We start from the raw sequence: 22,858 nt of genomic DNA, 5'->3' as shown, positions 1-22,858 counted from the left end.
ATGAACTTCACAATGTCTTTTGCACAGCTCATGCCATTGGCGCCTGTGATGATCGTGGCGTTAACCGCGGTCGTGGTGATGATTCTCACCTCAATTAAACGTAACCATAATTTAATTGCAACAGCGTCTGTGGTGGGCTTAAACCTTGCCGGTCTTTATATCTTACTCACCATGTTTGGCGGTGCTTTTGCACCAGCCAACGTGATGGGCATGTTTATGATTGACCCGTTCACCTTGCTATACCAGTTGGTCATTCTGATTGCGGCATTGGCATGTTCAACCTTGTCACATGCTTATATTGAATCGTATCAAGATAACCGTGAAGAACTGTATCTATTGATGCTATGTTCGGTTGCAGGTGCCATGTTGATGGTGGCGAGTGCACATTATGCGGCGTTCTTCATCAGCCTGGAATTGATGTCTATTCCAGTCTATGGTCTATTGGCGTATACGCATCAACGTAGCCAATCGCTCGAAGCCGGTGTTAAATATCTGGTACTTTCTGCGACCGCTTCAGCGATGTTGCTGATGGGTATGGCATACATCTATGCCTATACCGGTTCATTGTCATTCTATGACTCTGTACAAGCATTTATGGAAGCGTTAAAGCAGCCAATGGTGATTTTAGGTCTAGGCTTGATCATCTTCGCTGTAGCATTCAAGTTATCACTTGCACCATTCCACAAATGGACGCCAGATGTGTACGCAGGTGCACCCGCACCAATCGCAACTTTCTTGGCAACCGCTGCGAAAGTGGCAACCATTGGTCTGTTTGTGCGTTACCTGTTAACTTCAGGTGCCATCATGGTTGATTCGATCGTAACGATTATTACGATCATTGCAGTGCTTTCAATCCTGGTCGGTAACTTGCTTGCAGTACGTCAGGTCAACTTGAAACGTATTTTGGCTTACTCTTCAATTGCACACTTTGGTTATCTGTTAATTGCAATTATCAGCATGACTTATGCAAGTTTAGGTAGCGTAAGCGTTTATGTCGTGACTTATGTGTTGACTACGATCGGTGCTTTCGGTGCAGTTGCGTTGATGTCTAGTCCATATAATAACTTGGATGAAGCACAAACCCTTGCTGACTACCGTGGTTTGTTCTGGCGCCGTCCAGTGTTGACTGCGACTTTAACCGTGATGATGTTGTCATTGGCCGGTATTCCACTCACTGCGGGCTTCATTGGTAAGTTCTTGGTGGTGATGGCTGCAGTGACTACACAACACTGGTTCTTGGCGGCTATGATTATTGTGGGTTCAGGTATTGGTTTGTACTATTACCTACGCGTGATGATCGTCATGTATATGACACCACCAGAAACGCCACGTATCGATGCTGACAAGCATTGGGGTCAAAAAGTGGGCGGTATCATGGTGCTTGCAGCGGCAGCTTTGGTTTTGGTGATTGGTATTTATCCAGATCCACTGATCAAATTAGCCCTTCAGGCTGAGATCTTATCGCCATTACATTTCATGTTGACGCAACGATAAGTTTGACTTGATACTATAAAAAAGCCTCCAAAATTGGGGGCTTTTCTTATACCAATTGTTAAAAACCTTTATAATGAAAAATATGCTTTTCGTTATTTAGGTGTTCTCCCGTGCCCATCCAAGAAATTCGTCATCCGCTGATCCGTCACAAACTAGGCCTATTACGCCGTGCTGGAATTAGTACCAAAAATTTCCGTGAATTGGCTCAAGAAGTCACAATGTTGCTGACCTACGAAGCGACGAAAGATCTTGCTGTTGAAGATCAGGAAATTGAAGGTTGGGCAGGACCCGTAGTGACGCAAAGGATTGCCGGGAAGAAAATTACCGTTGTTCCGATTTTACGTGCCGGTATTGGGATGTTGGATGGTTTCCTGAATCTGATTCCAAGCGCTAAGGTTTCCGTTTTGGGCTTAGAGCGTGATGAGCAGACTTTGCAAGCCCGCACCTACTACAAAAAACTGGTTCCTGATGTGGAAAACCGAATTGCCATGATCATTGACCCGATGCTCGCGACCGGTTCCTCCCTGATTGCGGCAATTGATGTGCTCAAAGCTAGTGGTTGTAAGGATATCCGTGTCATGGTATTAGTAGCAGCTCCGGAAGGGATCGCTAAAGTAGAAGCTGCACATCCCGATGTCCGTATTTTTACTGCATCTATTGATGAGGGTTTAAATGAGCATGGCTATATCATTCCTGGGCTGGGAGATGCAGGTGACAAGATTTTTGGTAGTGTGCAGAAAGACTAAGCATAATTGAAGTCAGAAAAGAGGCTTTTACAGCCTCTTTTTTTATATACTAAATGCATGACAGATACAGACTGGGGATAGGTATGACTTCCGAGCAATATCAAGGAAAAGTAAAGCAGTATAATTCAGACAAAGGATTTGGTTTTATTTCCTCACCTGAAGGAGAAGTCTTCTTTCATATTTCGGATTTCCCTACAGAGACAGGCGAACCAAAGCGCAATGATCGGGTAAAGTTTAACGTTGTGCAAAATGGTGAAAGATATAAAGCCATTAAAATTGAGCGCGTCGAGGACAAATCAAAAAAAGCCAAGAAAGCGAAAGCGGTAGCCGTGAATACATCAATCACTTCAGCCTTATTGTCTAATTTAAAGCGTTAATTTTTTAATTATTTTTAAAAATATAGAAGAGGTTTTTTAACCTCTTTTTTATTAGAATACCAGCACTAAAAAATAAAAGAGCCATACATGTTTAACAAGGGGAAAATTAAAAGCTACGATGCCATGCGCGGTTTTGGTTTTATCGAGCTAGATGGAAACGGTCAAGAGGTTTTTTTTCATATCCGTGATATGCCGAATGCAGATCTTGCCCCTCAGTTGGGTGAATCACTGAAATTCATGGTTGTCGAACAAGACGGTAAATTTAAAGCGGATAATCTCCTTCGTTTGGACCATCAGTGTGAATTGATTCAACCCGATAGTAAACCTTATACAGGGATAACGACGCCTGTTGATCGAATTAAGGCATCACAGCGCAAGTTAGTCTGGGGAATCTGCATTACCTGTTTGCTCGCGATAATCATCGCAGTGTTGGGCTATCAGCAATATCAGCGTACCCAGCTCGTTAAGCAACTAAAAGTGCAGCAATTGGCAGAGTTACAAAAACAGATTATTGCTCAGCAACGTGCAGCATTAGGCGATAAGGTGTCTGATGAAATTATTGTCAAAGAAAAAAGAATCGAGGCTGAGGCTACAAAACCTGCTGCTACAGTGACGCCTGTTTCTGTTAGTCCTGTGGTTGCCAGTGCACAAACACAATTTCGTTGTGATGGCCGTACGCATTGCAGCCAAATGCGTTCCTATGAAGAAGCAGTTTTCTTCCTGAAAAACTGCCCAGGCACGCAAATGGACGGAAACAATGATGGTGAACCTTGTGAACGGCAGTTTGGTCGATAGACCAGACTACCTGAGTAAATTGGCTGAATCTCTCAGGTGCTGAGTAGGCAGTAGCTTACTGAAACTGATCTTCGCAGAATTTCATAAAGGCTTTCAAGCCGGGTCCCTGGTATTTTTGACGATGAACCAGCATAAACAACGGGCGTGTCAGTTGCCAGAAAGGGGTTTCTAAAATCACCAGTTGGCCCTTTTCCTGTAAAGGTTCAATGGCCAGTCGGGAAATACAGGACAAGCCCAAACCACCTGCGACAATTTTCAGAATGGCTTCATTATGCCCGAGGGTCAAACGGATATTGGCATCGGGCAAATCCTGCAAGATCACATGGTCAAACACTTCACGTGTACCAGAACCTTCTTCACGCAAAATCCATTCAACATTAAGAAAGTCCACCGCATTCAAGGGACGGTCTAGCTGGGCCAGCGGATGATTGGGTGCACAGCACACAGCAAGCTCATCATCACGCCATGGAATCGATTGTAATTGTGGTAAATGGCAGGAACCTTCAATCAGGGCGAGATCCAGCTGAAACTGGTTGACTGCTTCAATCATTTGCCTGGTATTACCAACTTGTAATTGTAAGTGTGCTTGGGGTTGAACTTGTAAGAAACCCGCCATCAGATCTGGCATCAAATAATCACTGATCGTAAGCGTAGCACCCAAGCGTAAATCAATGCTCTGTAATTCACCTTTAGCAGCCTGTTCAAAGGCTTCACAACGGCCCAGAATTTCCAGTGCCTGTGGCAACAAAAAACGCCCAAGATCATTAAGTTGCAAACGTTTACCCAAACGGTCAAACAGTGGTGCACCCAAGCCATCTTCTAAATCCGCCAAGGCCATACTTGCTGCGCTTTGCGTGAGTTTGACCGCCTCGCTTGCTTTGGTGACGGTCCCTTCTTGAGCGACTGCTACAAAAACCGCCAGTTGGCGTAAAGTCATGCGCATGGATGAAGCCTTAAGGTTTAAAAAATATGAACAAATTGACCCGTCATGCTAACATGAGCACACCGTATCGTGCCACGTTGAAATCATGTCAATTGAAAAATTTAGCCTAGAAACGGTTCTGTCTGTGCATCGCTGGACGGACACCTTATTTAGCTTTACCCTGACGCGTCCAGCACATTTCAAGTTCACGGCAGGCCAGTTCGCACGGATTGGTTTAAAAGTCGGAGAGGAGCTGGTGGTGCGCGCTTATTCGATTGTCTCATCACCTTATGATGAAACGTTGGAGTTCTTTTCGATTGTGGTGCCGGATGGGGCATTTACCTCTAATCTGCAACACCTGAAAGTCGGTGATGAGCTGTATCTGGAAAAAATTCCTTATGGTTTTCTGACCTTGGCACGTTATCAGTTACCTTTACCGAAAGATCTCTGGTTATTGGCGACCGGAACCGGTTTGGCTCCTTTCCTATCAATGCTGCAAGATTTTGAGACTTGGTCCAAATATCAGCACATTCATTTGGTTTATAGTGTTCGCACCAGAGCAGAATTGGCCTACGTCGATCGTATTCAAGAAATTGCTCAAACCTTTGGGGAAGGGCACAGTGGTTTTAAATTTGTGCCGGTGATTACCCGTGATGCAACGGCTGATTTGCATGAGCGTTTACCACGACTGATCGAGAATGGAGCTTTGGAGCAGACGGTGGGCATGTCTTTTGACCCAAATAGCAGTCATATTATGCTGTGTGGTAACCCTGAAATGGTCGAGGATACCAAAGAAGCCTTAAAACGCCGTGGTCTGAGCATGAATCGCCGTGGGGAAGGCAATATCGCAGTAGAAAATTACTGGTAATCCCTTTGCAAGTTGCAATGATGTGACTTGAATCAACCAGAATTCAAAATGCCCTCAATCGAGGGCACTGTATGGAAATGAAAGAACTTTAATGCACAAACATGTCCATAAATTCACGAATTTCCTGAATGGCACTCTCTAGATCTGTGCTGAGCCAAGTCGGTTCAAAAAATCCTGCATAGTATTCCAGACGATCCTGGGGTACCACTAGACGAATCGGACATTCCTCTTCGAGTAAACGCCATGGAATAATCGGTACTTCATTGTCTAAAAATGCACTGACATTACGAATATCAATCACCATAGCATTGATACAGTCGGGGAAAGGCATGACAGAAAATTCTTCGGTACGGCGGCGAAAATATTCTAAGTCGCCCCATTGCAGTACATAACTGGGTTTATCGAATTCAATAATACCGATCAGATGTTGATCGCGGGTATAATGTAAGCCACATTGATGAGTGACGTCAGTGTCAAGATCAAGCGTTACTCTTTGCTGACGATACGCCATAATGGTAAAGCACATAAAAAACGGACATGCAGTATAGCGCATTTTGCATACAACATTAAAACCGATCGTCACGATTACACTAAGCTTCTTCACACATTGATACATGGCCTCTTGTTAAACTGTTCTTATCAAAAAAAAAATAAGAGAGGGAAGACCATGAAGCACGATTTTAGTAAACCGGCGCATGTGACCAGTGCAGAAGAGAATATGCAAAAAAAACGTTTACCGGTATATATGCTGGTAGCAGTTGGTCTTTTCCTTGTTGCACTACTGATCTATATGTTCGTTGAACGTAATCCTTCTCCACGAGAAGCCCCGCCGGATCAGTCTAATCCTGCTATGCAACCTGCCACTATGAATAATATGAACAATAGTGCACCCAAAGTCAGCGAGCAGGATGCTGTAGCAACGGATAATGCGAAAACCGCAGCCAACCGTTAAGGAAGAACGTGATCTTCCTCATTAGGATGAATCATTTCCCTGATTCCTAAAACAAAGCCCGAAGTGAATCACGACGGGCTTTATTGTTTTGCAAACTTATGCAGCGCTTTTGTTGCTCTTATGCTGCTTTGAATTGATTCAAAAAACACCGAGTTTTAAGGTGATACAGGTAACGATTAGAAAAAAGTAAAAAGCAGATTTAGACCAATTTGCATATACAAACCTGATAAAGATAAGAGGGCGAAGAATTATGAATGACTTTTTTGCTGGAGGTCCGAGAGGATCAAATTATGGTGCCATGTATTATTGGGATCAGTTCCAGCCGATTATTGCGGCTGTGGTCATTTTATTGCTCGGTTGGGTTGTGGCTCTGATCATCGCCGCCGGTGTTAAAAAATTACTGCAAAAAATCGGCACCAACCATCATCTTTCTACTGCAACCACTACTACGGCGGGAAAATTCCCTGATATTGAGCAGATTATCTCGCGTGTGGTGTTCTGGTTTATTCTGATTATTGCGGTGGTCGCAGCATTAAATGTTTTGAATATCAATAGTGTTAGTGGACCATTCAGTGACATGCTAGCACAGGTATTGGCTTTTATTCCGAACCTGATTGCGGCTATTGCGGTGGGTTTCATCGGTTGGATTCTAGCCAAACTGGTACGTATGGGATTGCAACGGCTTTTGGCCCGTACTCAGCTGGATGAGAAGCTTAGTACCGAGGTGGGTGTTCGACCGATTAGCCAAAATATTGCAGATATTGTGTACTGGCTGATTTTGTTATTGTTCTTGCCAATCGTCCTTTCGATCCTTGGTCTGAATGGATTATTAATGCCGGTGCAGAACATGCTGAATGAAGCCATTCTGTTCCTGCCAAATCTGTTTATTGCCGGTGTGATTATTTTTGTCGGTTATATTCTGGCAAAAATTGTGCGCGGTATTGTGGAGGGTTTACTCGGTAGCCTGAATGTACAATCACAGGCGCAAAAGATTGGTCTATTCAAGACTGGCAACTTACCAGGCTTGTTAGGTACCTTTGTCTTTACTTTAATCATGATCACTGCATTGATCATCGCGTTTGAAGCTCTGGGGATTGAAGCCATTTCGCAACCCGCGACGGCGATGTTGTATGAAATCCTGAACGCGATTCCAAACATTATTGCTGCCGGTTTGATCCTGATCATTGCCTACGTGGTTTCACGTTTTGTTGCTCGACTGGTCAGCGAGTTGCTCGCTGGTACAGGTGTTGATGAACTGCCAGCTAAACTGGACTTACAACGCTTTTTAGGCAGTAACAAAATTTCGGTCATGATCGGCACATTGATCGTGTTCTTCACCATGCTATTTGCAGTTGCTGAGGCGGCGAACCGTCTAGGTTTTGAACAGATCAGTGGTCTGATCGCGATGTTTATCCAGTTTGGTGCCAGTATCTTGCTCGGTGCGGTGATTCTGCTGATCGGTTTCTGGTTGGCCAATCTGGTAGCCAAAGTCTTAGAGCGCGGTGAATACAATTATTCACGCTGGTTGGCGAACTTGGTCCGTATTCTGATTATGGGCTTGGTGATCGCCATGGGACTCCGAGCCATGGGCATCGCGGATTCGATCGTGAATCTGGCCTTCGGTTTAACTTTAGGAGCGGTTGCAGTTGCTTTTGCTCTGGCCTTTGGTCTCGGCGGTCGTCAGCCTGCCGAGCGATTATTGACAGATTTGCTTGATCAAGCCAAGCAACATGCCAAAAAATCTAATCCTTTACATCAGCCAAAGGCTGCTTCTTCTGCTCAACCTAGTATGGCACCTGCAGTGGTGACAGAGTCTGCTTCAGCAGAGCAGCATGCTTCTACTAACAAACCTGAGGAAGGCGACCTCAGAGAATTTAAGGTCAATCCAGAACATCCACCAGTGAATAAACCTTTTGGTTCAACGGGTGAAGTGGAACAGGACGTGGATATTTCTCATCCGCCAAAGAGCAATAATGATACTTAGGGGCAGCTAATCCCATGCAAAAGTGACTACACCTAGGTAGTCACTTTTTATACCTGAAATGTGAGGATTGAGGAAAATATTAGCTGAGAAGTGCCAACTGTTATGAGTTATGCGGAATTTTATGCTGACTTGAAGGGAAAAAGACAGGATTAAATTAGACTAAGGTCTAGTAATTTTAATCTGTGGTTTTTTCTTTCCTGCAACACCTTGTGTAATAAGGCTTTTCTTTATTTCGACATAAGTTAGTAGTTATTGTTCTAAGGCAGACCCTCTATACAGAATAAATATTTGTTATAGAATGAGATTGTTTCATATACATGCAACAGTTATGGATTAATGTTGCCATAAGATTAATTATAAAGGGGAAATCAGGATGAACCTTAACTTCAAACTTCCAGTATTTGCAGTTGTAAAACGTTTGACTAAAGTCGTATCTCAGCGCACATCTTATGAATTGAAAAGCGGTATCGCAAAAATGGAAAACGCGATTGCACGTACGCAACAAAACCAGCAAGTTGCTTTATTGCGTACTGATTACTTGGAATAATTTCTTAAACAAATTGACTGGCTGCATGGGCTGATGCCCATGCCCATTGAAAATTATATCCGCCCAAATGTCCTGTGACGTCCAGTACCTCACCTAAAAAATATAGTCCTTTCCGCTTTTTACTTTCCATCGTCTTGGATGAAACTTCTGTCGTATCCACACCACCCAAAGTGACTTCTGCTGTCCGATAGCCTTCGGTTCCTGAAGGTTTAACTTCAAAATGCTGTAAGTGCTCCGCAATCTGTTCTAAGCGTTGGTCGCTTAAATTTCCAATCGCCGTTTCACTTTCTGCTGGCCAGATCAGTGTTTGCAGTTCCAGTACAATGCTTTTGGCCATGTGCTCATTCAGTAAAGTGCGCAACAGGACTTTAGGTTGGCGCTGTTTTTTGTCTTTTAGCCATTGCAGTACATCTAAACCAGGCAGGAAATTAATCTGGAAGCTTTCCCCACTGTTCCAGTAGTTGGACAGTTGTAGAGAACTCGGTCCGCTGAGTCCTCGATGGGTGAACAATAAAGCTTCAGTAAATGCGTGACGTGTATTGCTAAGTGTAGCTTCCAAGGCATTACCACTTAAACGTGTGGTCACTTCCTTGAATTGGTCAGTAAAAGTAAAGGGAACTAGTCCGGCACGGGTCGGATAAACGTGGTGGCCAAATTGCTTGGCAATTTCATAGCCAATACCAGATCCTCCTAAAGTGGGAATCGATAATCCACCGCTGGCAACCACCAACGATTCACACTCAAAATAGCCCTGTACGGTCGCCACCTGAAAACCGTTGCCTTCTAGCGCATTAACCGCCTTTACTTCACAGCTGGTGCGGATATCGACATTTCCTGCTTTTTCGCATTCTTGTAACAGCATGGCGAGAATTTCTTTGGCGCCGTTCAGGGTAAAAAGCTGACCGTGTTTTCGTTCTTCATACTCGATGCCATAGTCACAGACCATCCCGATAAAATCCCAATTGCTATAACGGGACAGGGCGGAAATGACAAAATGTGGGTTATGTGAAATATAGTTGTCAGGCTCGACATACAGATTGGTAAAGTTACATTTCCCACCGCCGGACATCAGGATTTTTTTGCCGACTTTGTTGGCTTTTTCCAGAACCAGTACCTTGCGGCCCCGTTTCGCTGCCATGGATGCGAGCATCAGTCCGGAAGCACCACCTCCCAATACAATCACATCATAAAAAGCAGCAGCCATAACTTTCTCTCAATCTAGCACAGCGGGGCATTATAGTTGATTTTAACGGCTGTTTCAGGACAAACTCGTTTTGCCTTGGAGTCCACCACTATGGATCACCAGAATCCGGCTGCCTTTGACAAAGTAGTTTTGCTTAATCAGTTCAAATAGGCCAAACAGCATTTTTCCGGTATAGATAGGTTCCAGTGGAATCTGGTATTGCTGTTCAAAGCATTGGATAAAATCGAGTAATGCAGGTGTGACTTTGGCATAGCCACCAAAATGGTAATCTTGAACCAGTTGCCAGTTGCTTTTTTGAGTCCAATGCTGAATATCTTGGATCAGGAAATCACCTTTTAAGGCTGGAAAGCCGATCACTTGTTGCTGCTCTGCACTGGCATTGATCAAGCCACTGATTGTCCCCCCTGTACCGACTGCACAGCAAATCACATCATAAGTCTGCAAGTCTTTTTCTGACAAAATTTCCTGACAGCCTTGGACTGCGAGGGCATTGGTTCCCCCTTCAGGAATGATATAGGCATATGGGAATTTTGCGCTGAGTCCTGCCAGATATTCTGCATCATGGCGTTGCCGATACTCCTGACGGCTTACAAAATGTAGCTGCATACCATTCTGCTGTGCTGTTGTCAGTGTTGGGTTCAGTGCTTGATGCTCTAGCTCCTCTCCACGAATGATTCCAATGGTCGGTATGTTGAGTAATTTTCCGGCTGCAGCAGTCGCTGCAATATGGTTGGAATAAGCCCCTCCAAAAGTGAGCAGTTGCTGATACCCCTGTTGTTGTGCAGTGCGGATGTTATCTTTCAGCTTATAGAATTTGTTACCTGAAATCAGCGGATGGATCAGGTCAAGCCGTTTGATCTGCAGTTCTAGATCTGCTGCAAGTGCAATCGATTGATAGGGAACTGCCTGATCGCTGAATTGAAACATGGAAATAAACCTTGAGGACTGGGATTCTGCAGAGGTCATCTGAAGAGCATCTGTATTTTATGTCAATTTCGGTATGATGGAGCAAAGGGCTATTTGCTATCTATGCCGGAAAATAATACATGAAAAAAGTGCTGCAACATTTGCATACCGGTTTTGTTCACCGTCCCTATCTCTTTGGGGCTTTCGCACTGGGCATTTCCGTGTATGTTCTCTTGCGTTTCATGACACCCTGGCAGTGGTCGACCTGTTTATTAATAGGTTGGAATATTGCTACCTGGAGTTATTTGTTGAACACATTACACATGATGCTTAACACCCGTACGGATAACATTTTGCAGCGTGCCCGTGATCAGGATGAATCCAAATGGGTGATTATGACCGCAGTTCTGGTCGCGGTATTGGTGTGTCTGGTGGCGATTGTCGTGCAATTGAGTCAAACTCCCAAGCAACAGTTGGGTATGGAGCTGGCGGATATTGGCCTGACGATTGCCACCATTTTTTCCACCTGGCTGCTGATTCATACCATGTTTGCCATTCATTATGCGCATGACTATTATTTGGCCAAAAGCCGTCATGAAGAACCGGGACTGGAGTTTCCCAAAACAGAAGATCCGGTTTATTTTGATTTTATTTATTTTAGCTACATTGTCGGTACATCCGCGCAAACAGCAGATATCGCTGTGACCAGCCAGTTGATGCGCCGTTTAAATATTTTTCATTGTGTATTGGCATTTGCTTTTAATACGGTGATTTTGGCCATTACGATTAATGTGACGGCAGGATTTTTAGGGGTATAAAAAAGGCTTCCGAAGAAGCCTTTGATTTAAGGGGAGTCTTATGACACTTTATCGCCTGGTTTAGCACCAGAATCCGGCGAAATCACCCAAACACCTTCACCATTGCCCGCGGCTAACACCATCCCGTTTGAGATCCCAAAACGCATCTTACGTGGAGCAAGATTCGCGACCATAACCACCAGTTTACCTTTCAGGTCTTCTGGTTGATAGAACTCACGGATCCCACTGAACACATTACGTGGCTCAGCTTCACCGACATTTAACGTGAGTTGCAGCAGCTTGTCAGAGCCTTCAACGGTTGCAGCTTCAACAACTTCTGCAACACGAAGATCAACCTTCATAAGGTCTTCAATACCAATGATTTCAGCTTCACCGACCTTAGGTTCAGCTTTCTTTTCTTTGGCTTTCTCTTTTTTCTTTTCAGCTTTGGCTGGTTCTGCTGGCGCTGCTAAGGAATCTTTCGATGCATCAACCATCGCATCCACTTTGGCTTTGTCAACACGTTGCATCAATGGCTGGAACTGTGCAATCACATGATTGGTCAGTACCGTTTCGCGTGAAGCAAAGTTAAAGCTATCGAGCTGCAAGAATGCTTGTACATCTTCAGCCAGTTTTGGCAATACCGGTGCAAGGTAAATGGCCAACTGACGGAACAGGTTGATCCCGACAGAGCAAACCTCGTGTACTTGCTGTTCCTGACCTTCCTGTTTTGCTAGAGCCCATGGTTTCTTTTCATCAATGTACTGGTTAGCTTTATCCGCCAGTGCCATGATTTCACGAATGGCAGCGGAAAATTCACGTGCTTCATAGGCTTGAGCAATCGAGTCGCCGGCAGCAATAAAGCTTTGTAGCAGTTCAGGCTCAGCACAAGTGGCAGATAAGGTACTGTTAAAGTCTTTATTGATGAATTTGGCACAACGGCTGGCAATGTTCACCACTTTACCCACCAGATCCGAGTTCACTTTCTGGATAAAGTCATCCAGATTTAGATCGGAATCTTCTACTTTGTCGGAAAGTTTTGAGGCAAAGTAGTAACGTAAGTATTCCGGATTCAAATGTTCGAGATAGGTCTCAGCCTTGATGAACGTACCGCGTGATTTTGACATTTTCTGACCGTTCACGGTCAAGAAACCGTTCACGAACAGTCCGGTAGGCGTGCGATAACCTGCGCCGTCCAGCATCGCTGGCCAGAATAGGGCATGGAAATAGACGATGTCTTTCCCGATGAAGTGATAGACTTCTTTATCAGAATCTTTTTTCCAGTAGTCTGCAAAGTTCAGGTCTGGACGCTTGGTTTTGATGTAATTTTCAAAGCTCGACATATAGCCGATCGGGGCATCCACCCAAACGTAGAAGTATTTATTCGGCGCATCTGGAATTTCGAAACCAAAATAAGGCGCATCGCGGGAAATATCCCAATCAGTCAAGCCCGCTTCAAACCATTCATCTAGTTTGTTCGCAATCGATACCGGTAAACGGCCCTGATCACGGGTCCATTGCTGCAAGTATTCTGCAAAGTTTGGCAGTTTAAAGAAATAATGATCCGATGATTTCTCAACTGGCGTCGCACCGCTCAGGGTGGAACGCGGATTTTTTAATTCGGTCGCATTGTAAGTGGTACCGCACACTTCACAGGAATCGCCGTACTGATCTTCCGCATCACATTTCGGGCAGGTGCCTTGAATGAAACGATCCGAGAGGAACATCTGTTTTTCTGGATCAAACAATTGTGTCACGGGACGCACTGCGATATTACCGGCTTCGCGGTTTTTCAAATAAATATCTGAAGCACGGGCTTTATTGGTATCGCTGTGGGTCGAGTCATAGTGGTCAAAGCTGATGCCAAAGCCGGCAAAGTCACGCTCATGTTCACGCTGCACATTGGCAATCTGCTGTTCCGGCGTAATGCCATTGGCTTCGGCACGCAGCATAATCGCCGTGCCGTGTGCATCATCCGCACATACATATGTCACTTCGTGACCCATTGCACGCATGGCACGTACCCAGATATCCGCCTGAATATAACCGAGTAAGTGACCCATATGGATTGGACCATTGGCATAAGGTAGGGCATTGGTGACGAGTATTTTACGCACGGATGTGACTCTCTTATAGTGGTTGGCATTTTACGCAAGACCCGTGATTTTACCTGATCAATCGGGGAAAACAAAGCAAGGCTTCAACCTCGCTTAAGCTGCAACAGCATTTGTCAATTAAGATGAAAAATAACAAACCATGAATATGCAAGCTGGGCTGTACCCATCAGGGGGAAGCAAAAAACTGTTTTAAACTGAAAATCACAACATCGAGCATTTTACAGATGTATGGCAGCCGCATTAGCATGAATTTGGCGTTAAACCAAGCAAATCAATCAACTTTATATCAAGATTTAAAAAGCCTGATACAACTTTGCTTAACCTTACCTCAGCTTGACTGTACACTATATGCAGTTGAATAGCATTTTCCGGATCTGGAGCGAAAGTTATGTCGTGGTTTTCTTCATTAAAATCGGTCTTTTCTCCTGCACAGGAGGTAAAAGAGGAAGAAATCCAGCAGGTGCTGCAAGGCTATCATCTGCCTCAGTCGAATGACCGCTTGCAGGATCGGATTACCCAGTTACAGGTGCAGGGCCGAGTGCTACAGCTTAGTATCAAAACTTATCCGGAAGAAGCTGATCATCTGCAAAAGATCCATGATGATTTAGCCGATGCACTGGAAAAATGTGGTATTCAGGAACTCAATCTGCATGTCGTACAACAGAAGAAAGCGGCCAGTGACAGCTGTTCCAGTCAACCGACTACTGCAAATACGCAGTTGCCTCCCGTAGTGAATGCTTCACCTGCAGCTGAAAAAGTTGAAAGCGATCCAAATAATCCACCGATTCAGAAAGCAGCGCCGCAGCAGCGTGATCTGGCGCCACATCCACGCATTAAAAATGTCATTTTGGTTTCCTCAGGTAAAGGCGGCGTCGGTAAATCAACCACCACGGTCAATCTGGCTTTGGCATTACAGCAGCAGGGCTTAAAAGTCGGCGTACTGGATGCCGATATTTATGGGCCGAGTATTCCGACCATGCTAGGTAATGCAGGGCAGACCCCGTTGATTGAAAATGAACATTTTGTACCGCTTGAAGCGTATGGTATGGCGGTGCTGTCGATTGGTCATTTAACTGGCGACAACAATACCCCAGTGGCTTGGCGTGGTCCGAAAGCGACGGGTGCCTTGATGCAATTGTTTAACCAGACACTCTGGCCGGATCTGGATGTGTTGATGATTGATATGCCGCCGGGAACCGGCGATATTCAATTGACTTTGGCACAGCGTATCCCAGTCACCGGTGCGGTGATTGTAACGACCCCGCAAAACGTGGCATTGCTAGATGCAACCAAGGGGATCGAACTGTTCAATAAAGTGGGAATTCCAGTATTAGGCGTTGTAGAAAATATGTCTACGCATATCTGCTCCAATTGTGGTTATGAGGAGAAGATTTTTGGTAAAGGGGGCGGTGATAAACTTTCTGAGCAATATGATATTCCGTTGTTAGGGCGTTTGCCTCTAAATGCTCAGATTCGTGAAAATGCCGATAAAGGCCAGCCGAGTGTTGTTGCTATGGATGAAGCGGCAGACAGCTATAGAGAAATTGCGCAAGCAGTCTGGACACAAGTTTCAAAACTGCCACAGCCCGCACGCGATGACAAACGCATTTTTTAATGCTTGGCATGATAAAAAAGCTCCAGCAGGTCTGGAGCTTTTTGTTTTACTGTAACTGGTGTGAGGGTAGGCGATGTTTACGCTTTTGCCAGCGTTTGATAATCCGCCAACGCCAGAGCACATGGCTGAGTAGATAAAACCCGCTGGCCAAAAGCAAGGCCTCAAGTACCAATCCCAGCATCAAGGGTTCGAGTAAACTTACATCCAGATTGGCTTTGCCGAATGAACTTACCCAGTCCGCCAGCTCATGTACCAATAGCCATAAAGTATCCTGATCGACCATCGGAATTTGGAACAGCTGTGTGCCAAACCAAAAACCCGTATATAAGATGGGCAAAATGGTTAAAGGATTGAGTAGCCAGGCTAAAGCCAAACTGATTGGGACATTGACACGTAAAAAAACTGCACTCAATAAAATGAGGAGACTATGAAAAGGGATCGGTAACGCTCCCCAAAAAGTTCCAACAAAAATCGCTTTGCTGACAGAGCGGCGGTTCATTTGCCACAATTGCGGAGCCATGGCACGCTTGCCAAATAAGCGCATGATTTTCATCGATGCAATTTGGTCCGGTGTCGGGATCAGTTTATTCAGCAGACTTTTAAACATGGCGCAATTATTCAGGGCAATCAGCCTTATTTTGCACAAATTATAGCAACTTGCTACCGAACTTTGGGCTGATTTGCGACATAGTGTGTAAATTGTTGATGGGAAGATTTGATGATTTTGATCGTTAAAGCATTTTCAAGAGATCGGTTCTTCCCAATCTACCCTTGCACTGCCTCACGATGAAGGGCCGATGAGAAAAGATTTAATTTGCTGGGTATTTCAGTTAAAGTAATCGCCTTATATGAGCTAGAAAATTTTGTTGGGATTAAAAACCATGTCGATTAAATCGGATCGCTGGATTCGCGAGATGAGCGAAAAGCACGGAATGATTGAGCCCTTCGCGCCAAATCAAGTGCGTTTCAATGAACAAGGTGAGAAACTAATTTCTTATGGTGTGTCCAGTTATGGCTATGACGTCCGCTGTGCACCAGAATTCAAAGTTTTTACCAATGTGCATTCTGCAATTGTTGATCCGAAAAATTTCGATGAAAAGAGTTTTATCGACATTCATTCCGATGTCTGCATTATTCCACCGAACTCCTTTGCTTTGGCACGTACAGTGGAGTATTTCCGTATTCCGCGTAATGTATTGACGGTGTGCTTGGGTAAATCGACCTATGCACGTTGCGGTATCATTGTGAATGTCACACCACTTGAACCGGAGTGGGAAGGACACGTGACTTTGGAATTCTCGAATACCACCAATTTGCCAGCGCGTATTTATGCCGGTGAAGGGGTTGCACAGATGTTGTTCTTTGAAAGCGACGAAGTGTGTGAAACGTCTTATAAAGACCGTGGTGGTAAATATCAGGGACAAATGGGTGTAACTTTGCCTAAAGCTTAAGTTGTTCGTTTGTTTAAATAAAAAAAATCCCGCCAAGTGCGGGATTTTTTATGGTCAAAGATTATTGCGCGATTTTTGCCAATAACGCTTCTTTACTGATATTTACTGATTCTTCATCACGACGGCCTTTGTACTCAAATGTACCCGCATCCAATCCTTTTTCACCAATCACGATACGGTGTGGGATCCCCGTTAATTCAAGATCGGAGAATTTCACCCCTGGACGCTCATTACGGTCGTCGAGCAATACATCATAACCGGCAGCAGTCAGTTCCGCATACAATGCTTCAGCGGCTTCTAGCGTGCGTGGTGACTTGTGTGCATTCATTGGCACGATGGCGATTTCAAATGGTGCAATCGCGGCTGGCCAGATAATGCCTTTCTCGTCAAAATTCTGTTCAATCGCGGAAGCGACCACACGTGTCACCCCGATGCCATAACAGCCCATGGTAACGACGAATGGTTTGCCATCTTCACCTAGGACTTTACAGCCAAGAGCTTCAGAGTATTTTTGTCCCAATTGGAAAATGTGGCCAACTTCGATCCCGCGCTTGATCTGTAAAGTGCCTTTGCCATCTGGAGATGGATCACCTTCAACCACATTACGCAGGTCATAGACTTCAGTGAATTGGGCATCACGTTCCCAGTTCACGCCAGTGGCATGTTTGCCAGCTTCATTGGCACCCGCGACAAAGTCAGATAAAACTGAAGCTGCACGATCGACAATCACGGTAATGCCTTTTTCCACTAAGCCTTGCGGGCCAACAAAACCAGCCGTTAATCCTAATGCAGATAATTGCTCTTCAGTGGCAAAGGTTAATGGAGCAGCAATCAGTGGGTGTTTTTCTGCTTTAATTTCATTGAGTTCATGATCGCCACGCAGGAATAGTGCGATGACAGGTACATGGCCTTTGTCATCGGCGACACCTTGTACGAGTAAGGCTTTTGCGGATTGTTTGGTTTCCACATTCAGGAAAGCACAAACATCGGCAATGGTTTTCTGATCTGGCGTGTCAACAATGGTCAAGGCCTGTGTTGGTGCTGCACGTTCACCGACCAAGACGGCTTCTGCCATTTCCACATTCGCTGCGTAGTCTGATTCTGTTGAGAAGGCGATATCGTCTTCACCGCTAGAAGCTAAGACGTGAAATTCATGCGATGCAGAGCCACCGATCGAACCCGTATCCGCTTGTACTGGACGGAAGTTCAAGCCTAGACGGCTAAAGATACGGCAATAGGTGTCATACATGACATCATAGGTTTCTTGCAGTGAGGCCTGGTTGGCATGAAAAGAATAGGCATCTTTCATAATGAATTCACGTGAACGCATCACACCAAAGCGTGGGCGGATTTCATCACGGAATTTGGTTTGAATCTGGTAGAAATTCATTGGCAACTGCTTGTAACTTTTCAGTTCGTTGCGCGCCAGGTCAGTAATCACTTCTTCGTGGGTAGGGCCCAGTACAAAAGAATTATCATGGCGATCCTTGAAACGGAGTAATTCTGGACCGTATTGTTCATAACGTCCAGATTCTTCCCAAAGACCCGAAGGTTGCGTCACTGGCATAAAGACTTCAAGCGCGCCAGAGCGGTTCATTTCTTCACGCACAATCGCTTCAACTTTATTGAGCACACGTACACCCATCGGTAACCAGGTATATAAACCGGAAGCCAGTTTACGAATCATCCCAGCCCGTAGCATGAGCTGATGCGAAATAACTTCGGCATCGTTTGGGGTTTCTCTTAACGTTGCAAATAAAAAGCGACTCGCGCGCATGGAAAATGTCCTAATAGCAAGAGAATAAAATAAAAACGCTATGATAAAAAAATGAGGTGAGGATTGCACCTGCTTTGCGTGCAGGCATTATGCCATTATTTTTGTTTTTTGGCTTAATTGTGCCGATGCAAAGAATCTTAACCACCTACCATTAGCGGTTTAGTACCCTGCTTGGATCGACAAAAAATTAAAAATCTCAAGGCATCAAAAATTACCCAGCATCTATTCATATTCTGCCGATGCACTAGGCGATGCTTTGTCTTTATTCGAGAGCTTTCAAACGCTCAATGATTTGCTGATAATGCTTTTCTGTACGTTGATAATCTGCTTGTAAACGCTTAATGCTTTGTTGGCCTCTGAGAATATTCCCCGCATTAGAATCAAGTTGTTGTTTCAGCGTAGCAGGTACGGTTTTACCTTGACCTAAGTAATCTGCTTCTTGCTGTTTAAAAAAGCTACGGTCACTTTGTAGTTGCTTGAGTTGTTGCTGTTGAAAGTTAATTTGTTTGCGTATGCCTTGTAAGGCATCATTGCGTTTAAACTCGGCGACCTTGACATTGCTATATGCTTTTTTAAGTTTGATGTCTTCAGCTTGCTGTTTCGCCTGAGCAGCACGTTTGGAAGATTGACGAATATCTGCTTCAGTGTTGTAGGACGGACTACGTTTGATCACCTGCATATTGCTATCGAGCGCATCATAGCCATGACGGATATGTGCAGGGGTTACCGACGTGCTGAGATTGGCAACGCCTTGACTGTCGTAATAGCGATACCACACCGCTTTCGGCGCTTGTTCAGCTGCCTGAAGAGACCATGAAGCAAAACTAAATAAAATAGCCAATAATGCTGGAGGGGAGGAGCTGAGCCATTGTCGTGTTGGGGTGGTTTTATGGCGTAATGCAATCATGACTTTTCCCCTTATAAACTTGACCAATTTACTTATTTTTATATGGCTTTTCTGCTAGATTAAAAACTTTCTAGCATTTTGAAAATAGCCTGATATCAAAAATAAGTCACTGTAAATATTAAAGTGTGAACTGGTTATCAGTTTACTAAAATACTGCGGTGATGAACAGAATTTGTTCATTGAAAATGCAAGTAAATATATGTTAAAAAAGGTTCATAATCTGTAAAAACAATCCGCTTAAAATTAGGTTGTAAATTTAATAAATGAAATGGGAAGGGCCATGCAATGGAAGAAAAATTTCAAAATCTAAAAGTCATGGTAATCGATGATTCAAAAACCATTCGCCGTACAGCAGAAACCTTGTTGCAACGTGAAGGATGTGAGGTCATCACTGCCGTTGATGGTTTTGAAGCACTTTCAAAAATTGCCGAAACAAATCCTGATATCGTATTTGTGGATATTATGATGCCGCGTTTAGATGGTTATCAAACTTGTGCATTAATTAAAAACTCACAAAACTACCAAAATATCCCAGTGATTATGTTGTCGAGTAAAGACGGCTTGTTTGACCAAGCCAAAGGGCGAGTGGTCGGTTCAGATGAATATTTGACCAAGCCATTTAGTAAAGATGAATTGTTAAACGCAATACGTAACCACGTCACCGCTTAAGCGTATTTGCGTCAGTCAGGGGAATAAAAATGGCTCGAATTTTAGTAGTAGATGACTCGCCAACAGAAACTTTCCGCTTCAGAGAAATTCTGACCAAACATGGTTATGAAGTGATTGAAGCTGCCAATGGTGCAGATGGTGTGACCATGGCACAAGCAGAATTGCCAGATTTGGTATTAATGGATGTGGTCATGCCCGGCGTGAATGGTTTCCAGGCGACTCGTGAGATTTCACGTGGCAGCACCACGAAGCACATTCCAGTCGTGATTGTAAGTACCAAAGATCAGGCGACTGACCGTGTTTGGGGTAAACGTCAGGGCGCTCGTGATTATCTCACCAAGCCAATTGATGAAGATCAATTAATCGAAGTGATTAAACAGCAGCTCAATGCAGGTTAGTGTATGGCAGCAAATGGATTTATCGAATTACTCCGTTTAGCGAAGCGTGGTAATAAAAACTACGTTACGTCAGACAACGAAGTAAACCGATGGTCAGGCATTGCTTTTGAGATGTTGGGGCAATATTTTGTTGCCCCTTTAGGTGAAGTATCTGAGGTAATTTATCCACCAAAGAGTACGCCAGTTCCGAATACTCAGACTTGGGTTAAGGGTTTGGCAAATATTCGTGGACGTCTACTTTCTGTGTCAGATTTGTCACAGTTTATTTCGGGGCAACGTAGCTCATTTTCACCTACTCAAAAAGTATTGTGCATTAGTCACAATGACCAATATGTCGGTTTAGTCGTAGATCAGGTTCTGGGGATTCAGCATTTTAATAAGAAAAGTTTCTTTTCAAAAAATGACGACTTGGATAACCGATTACAAGAATATTGCCAAGGCTATTTTCATCAACATAATCAATACTGGCACGTGTTCTTATTCAGTCGTTTACTGAAAAACCCAAATTATATGAACGCATCCGCGAAACTCAAAAATTAAATAACGCATATTACGAACGAATTAAGGCAATTCTGGGGAGAAGCTGCATGGGCTTTACATTGAAAAAGAAAAACAAGACTGAAGGATTGGATCAGTCTGGTGAACAAGGTTCTGGCAAAAATTCTAAACTGAACCAGATTTCTGAAGTGTTCGGCGACCGAAAAAAATCCGAACCACTGATCTATATTGCGATCGCCTGTTTACTTTCAGTTGTTTTCTTCTTGGCTTACCTGGTTTATAACGTTCCTCGTAATAATGATTTGACCCGTAGTTTGGGTGAATTGCGTTTATTATCCGTAACTCTTCCGGATCAGGCTGCTGTGGCAACCAATGGTTCTCCTGATGCAATGACGGCCTTGTTAGCTGCGCAAAAAGATTTTGATAAGAACTTGGCAATGGTGAAAGATATTGCCGGTGTAACGGCGGATGTCACTGCTGTTGAAAAACAATGGAACATGATGTCAAAGGATATTGATACCATTGCGGCTAAAGCGAAAGTATTAAAAAATCCTGCTGAATTGGTAGTTGCACGTAATGCTGCAGCACAGGTTCAAAAACAGTCGGCTGACTTGTTGAATGTTCTGAAAAAGAACAAGATTGAAGAAACCATGCTGAACCTGATTCCGGTAGCTCTACTGGCAATGTTCATGCTCTTGGCGGGTTTCGTATGGTCAATGTATCGCCTGCTAAGCTTACGTGGTGATGCCGATAAAGAACGTGTAGCACGTTTACAAGAAGAATATGACCGTAACCAGAATGCGATTTTGCGTCTTCTGGACGAGATCGCTGACTTGGCAGATGGTGACTTGCGTTCGTATGCAACGGTATCTGAAGACTTTACGGGTGCGATTGCGGACTCTATTAACTTCGCGATTGACCAGTTACGTGACTTGGTATCTCGAATCAATGAAACATCGCAGGAAGTTGCACGTTATACCCAAGATACCCAGAATATTACCAACCAGTTAGCTGAAGCTTCTGAACACCAAGCACAAGAGATTGCCGGTGCCTCTGCTGCGATTAACGAAATGGCATATTCGATTGACCAAGTATCTTCTAACGCTACTGAATCTGCTGAGGTAGCACAGCGTTCTGTACAAATCGCATCGAATGGTGCGGATGTCGTAAACCGTTCGATCGAAGGTATGGATACCATTCGTGAGCAGATCCAGGAAACCTCTAAACGTATTAAACGTCTGGGTGAATCTTCACAAGAGATTGGTAACATCGTTTCCCTGATTAACGATATTGCCGACCAAACGAACATTCTAGCTTTGAATGCCGCGATTCAGGCATCGATGGCAGGTGAATATGGTCGAGGCTTCGCCGTGGTTGCGGATGAGGTACAGCGTCTTGCAGAACGTTCTGCTTCTGCAACGAAGCAGATTGAAACTCTGGTAAAAACGATTCAGGCCGATACGAACGAAGCGGTTATTTCCATGGAACAAACCACGTCTGAGGTTGTTCGTGGTGCCAACTTGGCAAAAGATGCGGGTGTTGCACTGGATGAAATTCAAAAGGTATCGGGCGACTTGGCAAAACTGATTGCAAGCATTTCCGATGCAGCACAGCTACAGTCTGCATCAGCTGGTCACATTGCCAATACGATGCACGTCGTACAGGAAATTACATCGCAAACCACTGGAGCAACCTTCGATACAGCACGTTCGGTTTCTGAATTGGCCCATATGGCAGAGTCATTACGTGAGTCTGTGACTGACTTTAAATTACCAGAATAAGTCAGCTGACAAAGCTTGGACTGGGATGCCTGTCAGACGACAGGTATCTGTTC

Annotated in this window: 23 protein-coding genes; 15 read left to right on the top strand and 8 right to left on the bottom strand. The window is 44.4% G+C overall.

Annotated features, from left to right (window positions below):
• The 4 genes from nuoN to PGW99_RS08720 all read left to right on the top strand — a co-directional run bounded on the left by nuoN (position 1) and on the right by PGW99_RS08720 (position 3,412).
• Positions 1–1,494, top strand: a complete 1,494-nt coding sequence (gene nuoN, locus PGW99_RS08735; protein ID WP_273777293.1) for an NADH-quinone oxidoreductase subunit NuoN — start codon at positions 1–3, stop codon at positions 1,492–1,494.
• A 110-nt stretch (positions 1,495–1,604) separates the two neighbouring features.
• The gene (gene upp / locus PGW99_RS08730; protein WP_273777292.1) at positions 1,605–2,240 is read left to right on the top strand and encodes a uracil phosphoribosyltransferase; all 636 of its coding nucleotides are present in this window, start codon (positions 1,605–1,607) and stop codon (positions 2,238–2,240) included.
• 83 nt (positions 2,241–2,323) lie between these two features.
• Positions 2,324–2,617 (top strand): cold shock domain-containing protein, encoded by a 294-nt coding sequence (locus PGW99_RS08725; protein ID WP_273777291.1) that lies wholly within the window; start codon positions 2,324–2,326, stop codon positions 2,615–2,617.
• An 87-nt stretch (positions 2,618–2,704) separates the two neighbouring features.
• A complete protein-coding gene (locus PGW99_RS08720) occupies positions 2,705–3,412 on the top strand; it encodes a cold shock domain-containing protein (protein ID WP_273777290.1) in 708 nt (235 codons plus the stop codon).
• Positions 3,413–3,467: 55 nt separating this feature from the next.
• Here PGW99_RS08720 and gigC read toward each other — a convergent pair whose 3' ends face one another.
• A complete protein-coding gene (gene gigC, locus PGW99_RS08715; RefSeq protein ID WP_273777289.1) occupies positions 3,468–4,355 on the bottom strand; it encodes a LysR family transcriptional regulator GigC in 888 nt (295 codons plus the stop codon).
• Between the two features lie 85 nt (positions 4,356–4,440).
• On the opposite strand from gigC, the gene PGW99_RS08710 reads away from it, so the two are divergent.
• The gene (locus tag PGW99_RS08710; protein WP_273777288.1) at positions 4,441–5,202 is read left to right on the top strand and encodes a ferredoxin--NADP reductase; all 762 of its coding nucleotides are present in this window, start codon (positions 4,441–4,443) and stop codon (positions 5,200–5,202) included.
• 88 nt (positions 5,203–5,290) lie between these two features.
• Here the strand turns inward: PGW99_RS08710 and PGW99_RS08705 are convergent, their stop codons facing one another.
• Positions 5,291–5,713, bottom strand: a complete 423-nt coding sequence (locus PGW99_RS08705; protein ID WP_273779485.1) for a hypothetical protein — start codon at positions 5,711–5,713, stop codon at positions 5,291–5,293.
• 156 nt (positions 5,714–5,869) lie between these two features.
• Here PGW99_RS08705 and PGW99_RS08700 point away from each other — a divergent pair, with 156 nt between their 5' ends.
• The 3 genes from PGW99_RS08700 (at position 5,870) to PGW99_RS08690 (ending at position 8,685) form a co-directional block, all read left to right on the top strand.
• The gene (locus tag PGW99_RS08700) at positions 5,870–6,154 is read left to right on the top strand and encodes a hypothetical protein (RefSeq protein ID WP_273777287.1); all 285 of its coding nucleotides are present in this window, start codon (positions 5,870–5,872) and stop codon (positions 6,152–6,154) included.
• A gap of 250 nt (positions 6,155–6,404) precedes the next feature.
• Positions 6,405–8,138: a mechanosensitive ion channel gene (locus PGW99_RS08695; RefSeq protein ID WP_273777286.1), complete on the top strand. Its 1,734-nt coding sequence runs from the start codon at positions 6,405–6,407 to the stop codon at positions 8,136–8,138.
• Between the two features lie 373 nt (positions 8,139–8,511).
• The gene (locus PGW99_RS08690) at positions 8,512–8,685 is read left to right on the top strand and encodes a hypothetical protein (protein WP_273777285.1); all 174 of its coding nucleotides are present in this window, start codon (positions 8,512–8,514) and stop codon (positions 8,683–8,685) included.
• A gap of 4 nt (positions 8,686–8,689) precedes the next feature.
• Here the strand turns inward: PGW99_RS08690 and PGW99_RS08685 are convergent, their stop codons facing one another.
• Entirely contained in the window at positions 8,690–9,889 is a 1,200-nt protein-coding gene (locus PGW99_RS08685; protein WP_273777284.1) for an NAD(P)/FAD-dependent oxidoreductase, read from the bottom strand.
• 54 nt (positions 9,890–9,943) lie between these two features.
• Positions 9,944–10,816: a 1-aminocyclopropane-1-carboxylate deaminase/D-cysteine desulfhydrase gene (locus tag PGW99_RS08680; protein ID WP_273777283.1), complete on the bottom strand. Its 873-nt coding sequence runs from the start codon at positions 10,814–10,816 to the stop codon at positions 9,944–9,946.
• 119 nt (positions 10,817–10,935) lie between these two features.
• Here PGW99_RS08680 and PGW99_RS08675 point away from each other — a divergent pair, with 119 nt between their 5' ends.
• Positions 10,936–11,613, top strand: a complete 678-nt coding sequence (locus tag PGW99_RS08675; RefSeq protein WP_273777282.1) for a DUF1345 domain-containing protein — start codon at positions 10,936–10,938, stop codon at positions 11,611–11,613.
• A 38-nt stretch (positions 11,614–11,651) separates the two neighbouring features.
• On the opposite strand, the gene metG is transcribed toward PGW99_RS08675, so the two are convergent.
• Entirely contained in the window at positions 11,652–13,709 is a 2,058-nt protein-coding gene (metG, locus tag PGW99_RS08670) for a methionine--tRNA ligase (protein WP_273777281.1), read from the bottom strand.
• 388 nt (positions 13,710–14,097) lie between these two features.
• On the opposite strand from metG, the gene apbC reads away from it, so the two are divergent.
• Positions 14,098–15,324, top strand: coding sequence for an iron-sulfur cluster carrier protein ApbC (gene apbC / locus PGW99_RS08665; protein ID WP_273777280.1), 1,227 nt, complete (start codon positions 14,098–14,100; stop codon positions 15,322–15,324).
• 46 nt (positions 15,325–15,370) lie between these two features.
• Here apbC and PGW99_RS08660 read toward each other — a convergent pair whose 3' ends face one another.
• A complete protein-coding gene (locus PGW99_RS08660; protein ID WP_273777279.1) occupies positions 15,371–15,931 on the bottom strand; it encodes a DUF2062 domain-containing protein in 561 nt (186 codons plus the stop codon).
• A gap of 274 nt (positions 15,932–16,205) precedes the next feature.
• On the opposite strand from PGW99_RS08660, the gene dcd reads away from it, so the two are divergent.
• Positions 16,206–16,775 carry a dCTP deaminase gene (gene dcd, locus PGW99_RS08655; RefSeq protein ID WP_273777278.1) on the top strand — a complete coding sequence of 190 codons (570 nt, stop codon included), beginning with the start codon at positions 16,206–16,208 and terminating at the stop codon, positions 16,773–16,775.
• Between the two features lie 61 nt (positions 16,776–16,836).
• Here the strand turns inward: dcd and PGW99_RS08650 are convergent, their stop codons facing one another.
• Together PGW99_RS08650 and PGW99_RS08645 are read right to left on the bottom strand one after the other, a co-directional pair.
• A complete protein-coding gene (locus tag PGW99_RS08650; protein ID WP_273777277.1) occupies positions 16,837–18,552 on the bottom strand; it encodes a proline--tRNA ligase in 1,716 nt (571 codons plus the stop codon).
• A 262-nt stretch (positions 18,553–18,814) separates the two neighbouring features.
• Entirely contained in the window at positions 18,815–19,459 is a 645-nt protein-coding gene (locus tag PGW99_RS08645; RefSeq protein WP_273777276.1) for a hypothetical protein, read from the bottom strand.
• A 285-nt stretch (positions 19,460–19,744) separates the two neighbouring features.
• Between PGW99_RS08645 and pilG the strand changes: the two genes are divergently transcribed.
• From pilG to PGW99_RS08625, 4 genes are read left to right on the top strand one after another with little or no spacing between them, the layout of a single operon-like run.
• The gene (gene pilG / locus PGW99_RS08640) at positions 19,745–20,128 is read left to right on the top strand and encodes a twitching motility response regulator PilG (RefSeq protein ID WP_273777275.1); all 384 of its coding nucleotides are present in this window, start codon (positions 19,745–19,747) and stop codon (positions 20,126–20,128) included.
• Positions 20,129–20,157: 29 nt separating this feature from the next.
• On the top strand, positions 20,158–20,526 hold the full coding sequence (locus tag PGW99_RS08635) for a response regulator (RefSeq protein ID WP_273777274.1): 369 nt from the start codon (positions 20,158–20,160) through the stop codon (positions 20,524–20,526).
• A 3-nt stretch (positions 20,527–20,529) separates the two neighbouring features.
• Positions 20,530–21,066 carry a chemotaxis protein CheW gene (locus tag PGW99_RS08630; protein WP_273777273.1) on the top strand — a complete coding sequence of 179 codons (537 nt, stop codon included), beginning with the start codon at positions 20,530–20,532 and terminating at the stop codon, positions 21,064–21,066.
• Between the two features lie 47 nt (positions 21,067–21,113).
• A complete protein-coding gene (locus tag PGW99_RS08625; protein ID WP_273777272.1) occupies positions 21,114–22,805 on the top strand; it encodes a methyl-accepting chemotaxis protein in 1,692 nt (563 codons plus the stop codon).
• Positions 22,806–22,858: the final 53 nt, after the last annotated feature.

It is taken from the genome of Acinetobacter sp. GSS19, assembly GCF_028621895.1.
GTDB lineage: Bacteria > Pseudomonadota > Gammaproteobacteria > Pseudomonadales > Moraxellaceae > Acinetobacter.
This window is presented reverse-complemented; position numbering and strand designations above follow the sequence as displayed.